Origin of the sequence: Halorubrum sp. SD690R, assembly GCF_005435035.1 — an archaeon.
GTDB classification, from domain to species: domain Archaea; phylum Halobacteriota; class Halobacteria; order Halobacteriales; family Haloferacaceae; genus Halorubrum; species Halorubrum ezzemoulense.
Genome location: NZ_SGTV01000011.1, coordinates 33512 through 46837 on the forward strand (window position 1 = coordinate 33512; position 13326 = coordinate 46837).

Genomic DNA, 13326 nt, shown 5'->3' on the forward strand with positions numbered 1-13326 from the left:
CGCGCTCTCAGGCCGACTGAACCCCCGCGCCGTCGTTGTGGCGCGCCTGCTCGGTGTAGAAGCCGAGGTCGAAGCCGAGCGCGTCGCCCTGAACCTCGTTGCCCACGCCGATCGGCAGCTCCCATTCGAGCGCGACGCAGTGCATCACGCCGTCGCCCGCGAACGGGTCGCGGTTCTCGTCGTCGGCCGGGTCGGCCAGCTCGCCGTACGGCGTCGCGCGGTTCCCATCGAGCGGGATTCCGTCGCCGCTCTCGAGCTCGTCGAGCACGTCCGCGAGCGAGCCCTCGATGATGATCTTCTCCTGTCCAGTCTGTGCCGCGAGGTTCCCGAACACCGAGGGAATGACGAGCGGGTCGTCGACGTCGTTGAAGAATGACGGATCGCCGCCCGGCCCCCCCGCGGGGCCGGCCATCGACGACAGCACCGCGTCGTTCGCGCTGCCGACGGAGATGGTGTACACGTTCGTCGCGGGGTTCGGCGACGCCGCGCGGGCGTCGTCGGCTGCGTCCACGGGGTCGGCGAACTGGGTGCTGCCGGTCCCGTTGAACGACTCCCCGTCGGAGAGGACGATGTTCCGGAACTCGACGCCGCCGCGGCCGTTCGCGTCGAGTTCGGCCTGCGCGTCGTTGACGCCCTCGCCGATGTACGTCCCCGTCGCGATGCCGCTCGCGTTCGAGAACGGGTCCGCGTCGCTGTCGTCGATGTCGGGGTCGTTGTTCGTCCCGCTGACGACGTTCGCGAGCTTCTTCCGGAGCCCGTCGAGCGCGTCGTCGACATCGTCGAGGTCGGCCGTCAGCGGCTGGAGGAGCCCGGTCCTAGGCTCGGTGTCGCCGCTCCCCTCGCCGTCGAAGTACGTGACGCCGACTTGGACGTCCGACCCCTGCGACTCGAGGTAGTCGACGAACTGGCGGGTGCCGAGCTCGACGAGGTCGATCTTCGTGGTCTCGTCGTAGGTGGTCCCGCCCACCGTGATGTTGTCCTCGCTCACCACGCCGTCGAACTGATCGTACAGCATCGACCCCGAGAAGTCCAGCGTGAGCATGATGTCGACCGGCTCCGCGCCGTCGTACACGTTGTCGCAGTCCTCGTCGTACCAGAGCTTCGCCTCAATGGCGTCGCCGAGGTCGCCGAGGTTATCCGGGTCGACGATCAGTTCCGGTTCGGTTTCGGTGCCGCCGTCGTCGTCGACGTTGGCCGCCTGCATCCAGATGTAGCCGGGGTTGTCACAGAGGTGGAGCGAGAAGGTGATCTCGCCGGAGTCGCCGGGCTTCACGTCGGTGAGCCGGACCAGCGTCTTCATCACCTCGCCCGTGACGGGGTCCGTGCCGAAGTCCGCCTCCGACAGCGGCGGGATGGTCTCGCAGTCCAGGATCGGGAGGTTCGCGCCGTTGCTGTCCTCGTCGTCCTCGTCCGGGAAGTCGCTGTACGTGAACACCTCGCCGTCGATCTCGATTGACTGCTCGCCGTCGCCGTCGTGGTCCGGGTGCGCGCTGACGAACTGGTTGCCCTCGCCGAAGTCGTAGGTCTGTTGCCAGTCGACGAGCAGGTCCAGCTGGCCCGCGGTGAGGGTGTTCCCGTCGAACGACTCGGTGTCGTTGAAGTACGCCGTGGTACCGAGACCGGCGCCAGCCGAGGCCACGCCGACCGCGCCGAGGCCGGCCAGCACGGTCCGCCGCGACAGTCCGATGGAGTCGATGTTGTCGTTGTCTGCCATGATTGTGAATCCCCGAAGGGAGTCCCACCGACGGAGTCGAACCGTCGTACGCCACGTGGGAGGACCGCGACCGCCGCGGTCGGGTGCGCTACGCTCCGCCCGCCCGTTTCAGACGGAAGTCGCGCGCTCGTTTCGGTCTTATTCGACGCTGATGTCGAAGGCGACTCCCTCCTCGGCTGTCAGATCGTAGTCGCCCTGTAGCGTGACCGTCACGTTACCGCTGATGGTGAATGCGTTCGCGACGTCCGCGGCGTCGGTGTCGAACACGAGGTAGGTGACATCGCGGTCGGAACCGTCGTCGTCGTTCGACGCGGAGATCGCGTCGGGACCGCTGAGCGACACCGGGGTGCCGTCTAGGTCCAGTCCGAGGTCTGTCACGGCGACGGTTGCCTCGTCGGCCTTCGTCGTGATGCCGAGCTTCCCGCTGGGGGCGGGAATCGTGCTGGCCACGTTCACGCCGTCAAGGGTGAACGAGGCGTTGGCGCTGCCGTCGTAGGTGTAGCTGAACGGGACCGTGCTACCGGACGACCAGCTGTAGTCGGCCGTGCTGGCGCTCCCGACGTCGGGGCCGACCGCGACTTCCCACGTGTTCTGACCACCGAAGCGGCCGCGAGCGAACGAGGTCTCCTGTTCGGTGGCGAACTCCTGCTGCTTGGCGAAGCCCTCGCCGGTCGTAGTCGTGATAGAGGGTTCACACGGGTTCGCCGTGCCGTCGTTGTGGCGCGACTGGAGCGCGTGGAACTCGAACTCCATCGTCAGCGAGTCCGACTGAACCTCGTTGCCGACGCTCGTCGGGATTTCCCACGAGAGGCATACGCACGGGCCGGTGATGAACGCCTCGCCCTCCTCGGGCTCGACCACGTCGGCGTACTCCGCCTGCTCGCCGGGAACGAGGCCGGCCATCCCGTCGCCGTCGAGGGCCGCGCCGTTGGAGATTGCCGCGATGACATCGACGAGCGAGCCGGAGACGATCTCTCCGTCCGCGAGGGGTTCACCGTCCTCGTCACAGTAGGCGAGACTCGCCATAATCGAGTCGCCGAGTTCGCCGAGATCGGGCGTGCTGTCGACGGCCGATTCGGGTTCGTTGATGCCGTTCTCCGCCTGCGAGAGGTCACCGCACGCCCACATGTACGAGGGGTTGTCGACGATCTCGAAGCAGAACTTCACTTCGCCGGAGTCGCCGGGCTTCACGTCGTCGAGGTCGTAGAACATCCCGGCGGGGTCGCCGTCCTGCGTACCCATGGCGCTGTCCGCCATGTTCTCGACCGCACCGTCGCTGTCGTAGGAGGCCTCGTACAGCACGCGCAGGTCGAGCGAGCCGGCCGTCAGCGTGTTGTCTTCGAACGTCTCGGTGTCGTTGAAGTACGCCGTGGTGCCGAGGCCTGCGCCCGCGGAGGCCACGCCGACCGCACCGAGTCCGACCAGCATCTTGCGCCGCGATAGTCCGATTTTGTCGTCGTTCATTGTGTATCATCCCCGAAGGGAACTCCCGGCGGCGGTCGTGAACCGCCGCGTCGGCCGCCCGAAGGCGCCGAGCCGGGAACCGGACGTGTCTCGTCGTCCGGGGCCGCGTCGCTCAGAGGAGCTAGTTCGGATTGCTCACGTTATCGGTGCCGTTGGGGGCGGGACCGGGGCTGGTGCTGTTCACGTCGGTCCCGTTGAACGCTACCTGCGGGTCGTCGTTGTGCCGCGACTGCTCGGCGTAGACGGCGAGATCGAAGCTCACGGAGTCGGTCTGGATCTCGTTGCCGACATCCGCCGGGAGCGTCCACTCGAAGCCGATGCACTGGGTGGTCGCGCCGGGGTACGGCTGCCGACCCTCCTCCTGCCGGTTGCCGTCGAGCGCCTCGCCGTCGGCCAGCTCCGCGAAGACCTCGCTCATCGTGCCGGAGAGGATCTTCTGTTCGCCCGCTAAGACGATCTGCGCGATCTCGGCGTAGACCGTGTCGAGGTCGGCCGGGTCGGGCGCGAGGAACGCGTCGCCGGGCGACGACGAGATGTCCTGGACGAGGCTGGCGTCGACGTTGTTGCCGAGCCCGATCCCGAAGATACGCGTGCCGGCGTTCTTGGCCGCGGTGGCGGCCGTCCGAGCGTCGCCGACGTTCTCGAAGCCGTCGGTCAAGACGATCATGACCTTCGAGGCGCCGGGCGTCGCGTTCGTGCCGCTCGTGAGCTCGGTCTGTGCGACGTTGATCCCGCCCGCGACGTTCGTGCTGCCGGACGCGGTGTAGTTGTTGATCGCGTTGATGACGTCTTGGTAGGTGGTCGTCAGCTTCTGGTCCAGCGACGCGCCGCTCGCGAACGAGATCGCGGCGGCCTCGTCCGGCGACGAGAGGTTACCGACGAAGCTCGTTGCGGCCGCCTGTAGCGCCGAAAGGTTCGCGCCGCTCATCGAGCCGGAGGTGTCGCTGACCAAGGCGACCTCAAGCTCCTGCCGCTCGCCCGTGCCCGTGGGCTCGTACACGTTGTCGCAGTCCTCGTCGTACCAGACGCAGACCTCGATGGCGTCGGCGAGGTCGCCCTGGTCGGGCGTGTCGTCCGCGTCCGCCTCGGGCTCGGACTGCCCGTTCTCCGCCTGGGTTAGCTCGCCCGCGAGGTAGACGTACGCGGGGTTGTCACAGATGTGGAGGCTGATCGTCACCTCGCCGGAGTCGCCGGGCTTCACGTCGTCGAGCGTGAACACCGGGATCCCGTCGCCGTTGACGAGGAACTCGTCCATCGCCGGTGAACAGAAGTCGATCTCGCCGGTCACGTAGTCCTCCCAGCTCTGCCCCTCTCCGGGCGCGGGCGTCTGGTCGAGCAGGTAGCGCCCGTCGCCGAGGTCCTCGACGTCAGGGTACCCCATCGCCCGAATGTCGTCGAGACGGCCGGGGCCGCCGAGGTACGTCGACTTGTAGTCCAGCTTCAGGTCCAGCTCGCCCGCGGTGAGGGTGCTCCCGTCGAACGACTCGGTGTCGTTGAAGGACGCCGTGGTACCGAGTCCCGCGCCTGCGGACGCGACGCCGACCGCGCCGAGACCCGCGAGCACCTTGCGCCGCGAGAGTCCGATTTTGTCGTTTGTGTCTTTGCTCATGGTGTCTCCTCCGACTCGCCCCCCGTCCGCGCTGGGCTGACCGAATCGGTTACTTTCTCCTCCGAGGGACACCCACCTAGTTACGCGCTCCCACGTCACCGTCGAACGACCGATTCCAGCCGGTAGAAGCCTTCACGCCACCGGTCAAACGTCGCGTTCGACGGGCGGTCCGGCGCCCCTACCGTGGCGGATCGCGACCGCATGCGATTCATACCCACACCCCAGATCGCCGCACGGACACCGTACTCGGCGGGTCGAACCCGGCAGGCGGCCCGTACCTCCCGCACCCGATCGGCGGTCCCCCCGGGTAGCCAGCCCATACATATACCCCCGTCAGACGCAGGAAGTAGCAGAACTCGGGCGCCGCCGGGCGCGGCCGCCCGGCCCCCATCTCCATGAAACTCCGAAACGACGTGCTACCGGCCGAACAGGTGTACGCCATCCTCGCGAACGAGCGCCGACGGCGCGCGATCGAACAGCTCAGCTCCGTCGGCGGGACGGTCTCGGTCAACGAGCTGTCGACGCTCGTCGCGCGCCGCGAGACGGGGGAGACCCCGCCCCCGAAGCGCTGTCGCGAGAGCGTGTACACGTCGCTGGTCCAGACGCACCTCCCGAAGCTGGCCGAGGCGGGCGTGATAACGTACGACCGCGAGTCGCAGACGCTCGAACTCTCTCGACGCGCACGCGACGTGCGCCTGTACACGGAGATTCTCGCGCCCGGCGGCGCGACGTGGTCGGAGCTGTACCGCGCGCTGGCGGTGGGATCGCTGCTCGTCGTGCTCGCCGCGCTCCTCGACGTCCCGCTCGTGTCGGCGGTCGACCCCATGCTGTGGACCAGCCTCGCGCTCGGCGCCTTCGCCGCCGCCAGCGCCGCCCAGCTGTGGGTCAACCGCTTCTCGGTATTGCGACAGCTGCGGCTACGCTGAGGCCTCTCCGACGCGACTTCCAGGAAACCCACTCCCCGAAAACTGACCGTCCATTCCTCTCGACTCGTCCGACCTCCCTCGGCTTCCTACTCGCTCGCGGCCGCGAGCGACGCCGGCAGTCGCAGTTCGAACAGCCGCGCGTCACAGCCCGCACAGCGACCGGCGACCACGTCGTAGCTGGAACAGCAGGACTCGACGACGCGCTCTTCGAGCGCCACGTCCCCGGCGCACGACGGACACTCCGCGACGAACAGCCGGAGGGCGCCGAGGACCGCGCTCCGCTCGGCGAGCGGGCGATCCGCCCAGTCGCCGTCGAGCCCCGTCAGCACGCGGTCGGCCGCGGCGTCGGCCCGGAACGCCGGCCGCGACTCCCAGTGACCGATCCGCTCCTCGCCGGCGTACGCGAACCCCGCGCCGCCCCGCCAGTCGATTGAGAGTTCGTGCCGGTCGAGTCCGGTGAGCGCCGCGAGCGCCGCGAGGTCGTCGCGGTCGGTCCGTCTCCCCTCGTCGGGCGTCGCTCCCGCCCCGTCCTCGGCCGCCGCCCGCCACGACGCGGCGAAGTTGGGGGCGAACGCGAAGTCGTCGCCCGCGGGCGTCTCGACGAGGACGCCCGCGTCGAGGAGGTACGTTTCGGGGTCTACCTCACCGACGCCCAGCCTGCGGGGCTCGGCGTTGCCGGGCGCCTTGCCGAACGGCGCGAGCGCCCGCTCCGGGAGGTAGCGCTTCGTGAGTTCCGGCGTCCCGGGAACGAGGTACCCGCGGAGCCAGATGGCCCCGAGCGCGCCGCCGAACCCGACCGCCCCGAGTAGCGGCGCGCCCACCGCGGCCACCGCTCCCGCCCCGGCCGCCGCGATGCCGACGTTGACGGCCGTACAGGGGAGACACCGGTTCGCACCGGTGTACTCCGGCTGCCGGAGGCGACCGACGACGGCGCGCGCGGGCTGCCGGAGGCGACCGACGACCGAGTCTCGTGACACGTTCATGCTGGTCCGAACGCGACGCACCGACCTATGTATGCGCCGCCTACCGCGTCCGACGCGGGCTCTCCGGCCCACAACATCGTTATAGCGCCCGGACAAATCCACTTGTATCGATGTGATGAACTGTGTCGGAGACGTCAAGAACGCCCGAAGTACGGCGAGTGTGTACGGTTCTGTTCGGGCGAATCTTCCGGGGACCGGCTCTAGTGGGTACAATGCGAAGTGATATATCCTCCCATGATAACCGTACTCTCATTCGGCATGTATGAGCTATGACACCACAACTCGCCAAACAAGCGGCGTCGTCGGACACCGACGGTGAGGGCCCCTCGCGCGACGAGGTGTTCACCGCGCTGAGCAATCGGCGGCGTCGCAACGTGATCAAGTACCTGAAGACCAACGGCACCGAGGCGCGCGTCAGGGATATCGCCGAGCAGCTGGCCGCGTGGGAGAACGACGTCGAGATTCCGGCGGTGACGTACAAGCAGCGCAAGCGCGTGTACACCGCGCTCCACCAGTCGCACCTGCCGAAGCTGGCGGCGAGCGGGTTCATCGACTACGAGTCGGACCGGGGGCTGGTGTCGCTCACCGAGGAGAGCCGACAGCTGGAGGTGTACCTGGAGATCGTCTCGGAGAACGAGATCCTCTGGGCCGAGTACTACGCGGGGCTCGCGGTCGTCTGCGGACTGCTGGCGACGGCGGGGTGGACCGGGACCGCCCCGTTCGGCGCGGTCTCCGGGTACGCGTACGCGGCGCTCTTCACGCTCGTGTTCGGGGCGTCCGGGATCGCTCACCGGGCGTCGACGAAGCGGAACCGGCTGGGATGACGGCGCGCCGGCGCGCGGCGGGGCTCGGGCCGACCGGACGGACACCCGCAGGGTTTTAGCCGCGCACGGCGGGAGTAGGGACATATGGCAACGGGGATCGTCGGGGAGTTCCTCGATCTCAAGGCGGAGACGGACGCGGACGTCCTCGCGATGCAGTGCGGCGACTTCTACGAGTTCTTTGCGGACGACGCGGAGTTGGTCGCCGACGAGCTCGATCTGTCGATCTCGCAGAAGTCCTCCCACGGCTCGTCGTACCCGATGGCGGGCGTGCCCCTCTCGGAGCTGACGCCGTACGTGAACGCCTTGGTCGAGCGCGGCTACCGGGTCGCGGTCGCGGACCAGTACGAGACCGAGGGCGGCGACCACGCCCGCGAGATCGTCCGCGTTGTCACGCCGGGCACGGTGTTGGAGACGAGCGACGACGACGCGCGCTACCTCGCGGCGGTCGTCCGCGAGGAGGACGGGCGCGGCGCGGCGGACGGACCCGCCGACGACGGGCCGTACGGCCTCGCGTTCGCCGACGTGACCACGGGACGATTCTTGGCCACGACCGTCGACGACGGGGGCGAACTGCGCGCGGAGCTGTACCGGTTCGACCCGGCCGAGGTGCTGCCCGGGCCGCGGGTCCGCAACGACGACGTCCTCCTCGGCGCGGTCCGCGAGGACCTCTCGGGGCGCGTCACCGCCTTCGACGCGGAGGCGTTTGCGGCCGGGCGCGCGGAACACGCGGTGCGCGAGCAGTTCGGCCGCGAGACGACCGACAGCGTCGGGCTCGACTCGACGCTCGCCGTCCGCGCCGCGGGCGCGGTCCTCTCGTACGTCGAGGAGACGGGGGCGGGCGTGCTCGCCTCGATGACGCGCCTGACGGCGTACGGCGCGGACGACCGCGTCGACGTGGACGCGACCACGCAGCGCAACCTCGAGATCACGGAGACGATGCGGGGCGACGCCGACGGCTCACTGTTCGACACGGTGGACCACACACTCACGGCCGCCGGCGGGCGGCTACTCCGTGAGTGGCTCACCCGGCCGCGACGTGACCGCGAGACGCTCGACGACCGGCTCGACGCGGTCGAGGCGCTGGCGTCCGCGGCGCTCGCCCGCGACCGGCTCCGCGAGGTGCTCGGCGACGCCTACGACCTCGAACGCCTCGCGGCGCGCACGACGAGCGGGAGCGCGGGCGCGCGCGAACTGCTCTCGATCCGCGACACGCTCGCGCTGCTGCCCGCCCTCGCGGACGCGCTCGACGACACCGCCCTCGCCGACTCGCCCGCGGCCGCCGTGCTCGGTAGGGTCGACCGCGACCGCGCGGCCGCGCTCCGGGAAGAGCTCGCCGACGCCCTCGCCGAGGATCCGCCCAAGGCGAAGACGAGCGGCGGACTCCTGAAGCGCGGCTACGACGACGAGCTCGACGACCTGATCGACCGCCACGAGGGCGTGAACTCGTGGCTCGACGGGCTCGCGGAGCGCGAGAAGCGAGAGCACGGGCTCAGCCACGTCACCGTCGACCGCAACAAGACGGACGGCTACTACATTCAGGTCGGCAAGTCGGTCGCCGATCAGGTGCCCGAGCACTACCGCGAGATCAAGACGCTGAAGAACTCGAAGCGGTTCGTCACCGACGAGCTCGCGGAGAAGGAACGGGAGGTCCTCCGCCTCGAGGAGGCCCGCGGCGAGCTGGAGTACGAGCTGTTCGAGGAACTGCGCGAGCGCGTCGCCGAGCGCGCGGAACTGCTTCAGGACGCCGGGCGCGCCGTCGCCGAACTCGACGCGCTCGCCTCGCTCGCGACCCACGCCGCGCGTCGCGACTGGACGCGCCCGGAGCTGACGACGGAGCGCCGGCTCGACGTGGAGGCCGGCCGCCACCCCGTCGTCGAGGGGACGACCGACTTCGTCCCGAACGACCTGCGGCTCGACGCCGACCGCGGCTTCCTCATCGTCACCGGCCCGAACATGAGCGGCAAGTCGACGTACATGCGGCAGGCCGCGCTGATCCAGCTGCTCGCGCAGGCGGGCTCGTTCGTCCCCGCGCGAGCCGCCGAGGTGGGGCTCGTCGACGGCATCTACACGCGTGTCGGCGCGCTCGACGAGCTGGCGCAGGGTCGATCGACGTTCATGGTGGAGATGCAAGAGCTGTCGAACATCCTCCACTCGGCCACCGAGGACTCGCTGGTCATCCTCGACGAGGTCGGCCGCGGCACCGCCACCTACGACGGTATCTCCATCGCGTGGGCCGCGACCGAGTACCTCCACAACGAGGTCCGCGCGCGCACCCTTTTCGCCACCCACTACCACGAGCTGACGACGCTCGCCGACCACCTTCCGCGCGTCGAGAACGTCCACGTCGCCGTCGACGAGCGCGACGGCGAGGTGACGTTCCTCCGCACCGTCCGGGACGGCCCGACCAACCGCTCGTACGGCGTCCACGTCGCCGACCTCGCCGGCGTCCCGGACCCCGTCGTCTCCCGCTCGGACGAGGTCCTCGACCGGCTCCGCGAGGAGAAGGCGATCGAGGCCCGCGGCTCGCGGACCGGGAGAAACGGGAGCCGCAGGGGCGCCGGCGGCGACGGCGAAGGCGGCACCCAGCAGGTCGTGTTCGACCTCTCGTCCGGGTCGTTCTCGGACGCGTCCGACGCCGACGGGGAAACAGGGGCGGACGCCCAGCCCTCGAACGCGCGTCGGAACGGAGGCAATTCCGCGGACACGCCGGTCGAATCTGGCGGCTCCGGCGGCGCTGCGAAGACCGCAGCGACCGGATCCGACGCCGAGGCGGCCGAGCGGCTCGACGCCGAGACCCGCGCCGTGATCGAGGAGCTGAGCGACGTCGATGTCGCGGAGACGCCCCCGGTGGAGCTGCTCTCGCAGGTCCAAGAGTGGCAGGAGCGACTCGACTGAGGCCGCGTCCGCTCGCCGGGGGGTGCGTCTGACGTAAGAACTAATGTCCGACCTCGTCGTGTGGTGTGTATGGGCATCATGAGCAAGATCCTCGGCGGGGGTGGGAGCCGCTCCGTCGACGACTACGTCGAACTCGACGCGGACGACTTCGCCGACGCGCACGCGGAAACGGACACGCAGGTACACTTCGCGGAGATCGCCGACCAGAGCGACGTCATCCCGATCAAGGACGCGGTGTACGACGGCGACTTCGTCATCGCCGACATCACCCGCCACTCCACGTCGGACCGGACGATCGAACACGTCTACGACGAGCTCCGGCAGGTCGTCCAGGAGGTCGACGGCGACATCGTCCAGAAGGGCGACGACCAGATCATCGTCACCCCCACCGGCGTCAAGGTCTCGCGGCAGAAGCTATAGGCGCGCCCTCCCGACCGCTCGTCCCCGTTTTCCTCTCGTGACCCCGGCCTCGCGGCCGGCATTCGGGCGTACCGGTCGAACCGTGTCATATATGCCGTTCTCCCGCCCACGTAGAGTCGAATGGACGAGCCGGTACTGCTGACGGGCGCCGGCGGACGGGTGGGACAGGCCATCCTCCGCGGTATCGGCGACGACTACGACTGGCGGCTCCTCGACCGCGAGCCGCTCCCGGCGGCGAAGGTGCCCGATGGGGTCACCGACGCCGACCGGTACGTCGCCGACATCACCGACGAGCGCGCCGTCCGCGAGGCGATCGCCGACGTCGGCGCGGTGATCCACCTCGCCGGCGACCCGCGGAAGACGGCGCCGTGGGACTCCGTCCTCCGGAACAACATCGACGGGACGCAGGTCGTGATGCGCGCCGCCGCCGAGGCCGGCGTCGAGAAGTTCGCGTTCGCCTCCTCGAACCACGCCGTCGGCGGCTACGAGACCGACGAGCGGACGCCCGACCTGTACCGCCCCGAAGACGAGTACCGTCTCGACGGGAGCGAACTCCCGCGCCCCGGCAACCTCTACGGCGTCTCGAAGGCGGCCGGCGAGTCGCTCGGCCGCTTCTACCACGACGAGTTCGACATGAGCGTCGTCTGCGTCCGCATCGGGAACCTCACCAAGGACCACCCGCCCCGCGAGTACGAGCGGGGGCAGGCGATGTGGCTCTCGCACCGCGACTGCGCGCACCTGTTCGACCGCTGTCTCCGGGCGACGTACGGCTACGAGGTCGTGTACGGCATCTCGGACAACGACCGGCGCTACTACTCCATCGAGCGAGCCCGCGAGGCGCTGGGCTACGACCCCGCGGACAACTCGGGCGACTACACCTTCGAGGGCGAACCCAAGCCGGACCGCGACACCGAGACGAACGGCGGCCGCTACGCCGCCGGCGCGGACGCCGCCGACGCGCCCGCTGAGCCCAACTTCCCGGCTGACCCGGACGCGCCGAGCGACGACGCCTGAGTGGCCGCCGCCGGCCGCCCTCGCGCCGGACCGCGCCGCTAGAACAGGTCCTCGACGTCCCGCCGCTTCCGCTCTTCTCGCTCCACGTGGTCGCCCAGTCGCGCGGCCACCTGCGGCCGCGCGTCCGGCGTCCGCAGGTACGCGAGCAGCAGTTCGGCGAACTCGGTCCGCCCGGTCCCGCGCTCCGCGGACGCGAACTCGGCCGCGGTCGCGAGCGTCGCCGCGTCGCCCGGCTCGCCCGTCGCCGCGAGCGCCGGCACCGCGAGACCCACCGCCCCGAGCGACAGATCGCCGAACGTCGGCGTCTCGCCGTCGACGCGGATCCGCGGCGGCGTCGCCGGCCCCGTCGCCTCTGGCGCCTCGGCGAGCCGCTCAGCCCACTCCCGGACGGGGGCCATCGCGACCCCCAGCGAGTCGGAGTCCGCCGTCAGCGCCGTGACGGCGTCCGCCGCGCGCTCGGAAGCGCCCGGCTCGTCGCCGTCGGCCGCGCGGTGCGTCGCCGTCGCGGTCGCGGTCAGCCCCCGAAGCAGTCGCTCGGCGTCCTCCGGTCGCTCTGCGTCTTCCCCGCCGCCGTCATCGATCGACGCCCCCGCCGCTTCCCAGACGTGACGCGCCGCGAGGGGGTGCCCCTCGTTGAACAGCGCGGCGCCGGCGACGACGCGATCGCGATGGACGGCGTCCCCGCGGTCGCTCCGTGCCTCCGAGTCGCGGTCGCTCACGCGTTGCGGTCGGTGGCGGCGAGTGATAAATGTCGAGTTCCGCGAACGGCTCGGGGGAGGGCGGAGCGTCAGCAGGAGGCGGAGGGTTCGTGCGTCAGCGGGAGGCGGAGGGTTCGTGCGTCAGCGGGGTCGGTCAGGTCTCTCGGATGCTCGCGTCGTCGGCCGGGAGGCGGAGCGTCCGGCCGACCGCGCTCGGATACCGTCGGTGGAGCGCCGCGCCGACGACCGCGCCGGCGAGGGCCGCCAGCGCGACCGCGGCCGCGATCGGAAACGCGAGGACTCCGACCACCACGGCCGGCAGCGCCGCCAAGGCGATCGTCGCGCCGAGCGACGGGAGGGACTCGGTCGGGTGCGGGCACGCGTACAGGTCGGGGCGAACCATGCGTCTGGAGGGGGGTCGATCTGCTGTCATCGTCGGATTGGGGTGTGGTGCGAGGCGTGCGCCTCGCGGTCGGCGTCAGTTCGGCCGCCGGAGACCGCACCGCGCGGTCGGAGGGCGACGGATCGGTGTCGAGAGCAGTCCGGTAGAAGCGGTCGCTCGCGTCGGCAGCGAGCGGGCCGCCCCCGCGTCGGGGTCACGCGGCGACGGCACCGAGGAGAGCGGCGACCGGCCCGCGGACCCGTTTCCGGACGCTCCAGCGGGGGGCGAACGTCGGAATGGAGTCGCGGACGGTCATGGATTCGACCCGGCGGTGGGGACCGACCGGGTGTACGTTCACCGTGTGACGGAACCGGATTAATAGTTTCCCGTGTATGGA

At 70.1% G+C, this 13326-nt stretch carries 12 protein-coding genes; 5 read left to right on the top strand and 7 right to left on the bottom strand.

Features of this window, described 5'->3' with window-relative positions:
* Nucleotides 1–7 precede the first annotated feature (7 nt).
* From EXE41_RS08660 to EXE41_RS08670, 3 genes are all read right to left on the bottom strand, one after another.
* Complete coding sequence (locus tag EXE41_RS08660; protein WP_137690764.1) at nucleotides 8–1714, bottom strand: SipW-dependent-type signal peptide-containing protein; 1707 nt, start codon at nucleotides 1712–1714, stop codon at nucleotides 8–10.
* 138 nt (nucleotides 1715–1852) lie between these two features.
* Nucleotides 1853–3178 carry a choice-of-anchor W domain-containing protein gene (locus tag EXE41_RS08665; protein WP_137690765.1) on the bottom strand — a complete coding sequence of 442 codons (1326 nt, stop codon included), beginning with the start codon at nucleotides 3176–3178 and terminating at the stop codon, nucleotides 1853–1855.
* Between the two features lie 121 nt (nucleotides 3179–3299).
* The gene (locus EXE41_RS08670; RefSeq protein WP_137690766.1) at nucleotides 3300–4787 is read right to left on the bottom strand and encodes a VWA domain-containing protein; all 1488 of its coding nucleotides are present in this window, start codon (nucleotides 4785–4787) and stop codon (nucleotides 3300–3302) included.
* A 395-nt stretch (nucleotides 4788–5182) separates the two neighbouring features.
* On the opposite strand from EXE41_RS08670, the gene EXE41_RS08675 reads away from it, so the two are divergent.
* Nucleotides 5183–5713, top strand: a complete 531-nt coding sequence (locus EXE41_RS08675; protein ID WP_049932183.1) for a hypothetical protein — start codon at nucleotides 5183–5185, stop codon at nucleotides 5711–5713.
* A gap of 86 nt (nucleotides 5714–5799) precedes the next feature.
* Here EXE41_RS08675 and EXE41_RS08680 read toward each other — a convergent pair whose 3' ends face one another.
* Nucleotides 5800–6696, bottom strand: coding sequence for a hypothetical protein (locus EXE41_RS08680; RefSeq protein WP_137690767.1), 897 nt, complete (start codon nucleotides 6694–6696; stop codon nucleotides 5800–5802).
* A 269-nt stretch (nucleotides 6697–6965) separates the two neighbouring features.
* Between EXE41_RS08680 and EXE41_RS08685 the strand changes: the two genes are divergently transcribed.
* The 4 genes from EXE41_RS08685 (at nucleotide 6966) to azf (ending at nucleotide 11849) form a co-directional block, all read left to right on the top strand.
* Nucleotides 6966–7520 carry a hypothetical protein gene (locus tag EXE41_RS08685; protein WP_049932185.1) on the top strand — a complete coding sequence of 185 codons (555 nt, stop codon included), beginning with the start codon at nucleotides 6966–6968 and terminating at the stop codon, nucleotides 7518–7520.
* Between the two features lie 84 nt (nucleotides 7521–7604).
* Nucleotides 7605–10415 (top strand): DNA mismatch repair protein MutS, encoded by a 2811-nt coding sequence (gene mutS / locus EXE41_RS08690; protein ID WP_137690768.1) that lies wholly within the window; start codon nucleotides 7605–7607, stop codon nucleotides 10413–10415.
* A gap of 69 nt (nucleotides 10416–10484) precedes the next feature.
* Complete coding sequence (gene sepF / locus EXE41_RS08695) at nucleotides 10485–10835, top strand: cell division protein SepF (RefSeq protein WP_049932189.1); 351 nt, start codon at nucleotides 10485–10487, stop codon at nucleotides 10833–10835.
* A gap of 120 nt (nucleotides 10836–10955) precedes the next feature.
* Nucleotides 10956–11849 (top strand): NAD-dependent glucose-6-phosphate dehydrogenase Azf, encoded by an 894-nt coding sequence (gene azf / locus EXE41_RS08700; protein ID WP_049932190.1) that lies wholly within the window; start codon nucleotides 10956–10958, stop codon nucleotides 11847–11849.
* Between the two features lie 38 nt (nucleotides 11850–11887).
* Here the strand turns inward: azf and EXE41_RS08705 are convergent, their stop codons facing one another.
* The 3 genes from EXE41_RS08705 to EXE41_RS19050 form a co-directional block, all read right to left on the bottom strand.
* Nucleotides 11888–12568, bottom strand: coding sequence for a hypothetical protein (locus EXE41_RS08705; protein ID WP_086215285.1), 681 nt, complete (start codon nucleotides 12566–12568; stop codon nucleotides 11888–11890).
* A gap of 133 nt (nucleotides 12569–12701) precedes the next feature.
* Nucleotides 12702–12950: a hypothetical protein gene (locus EXE41_RS08710; RefSeq protein WP_241897935.1), complete on the bottom strand. Its 249-nt coding sequence runs from the start codon at nucleotides 12948–12950 to the stop codon at nucleotides 12702–12704.
* Between the two features lie 193 nt (nucleotides 12951–13143).
* A complete protein-coding gene (locus tag EXE41_RS19050) occupies nucleotides 13144–13287 on the bottom strand; it encodes a hypothetical protein (protein WP_158294401.1) in 144 nt (47 codons plus the stop codon).
* Nucleotides 13288–13326 lie beyond the last annotated feature (39 nt).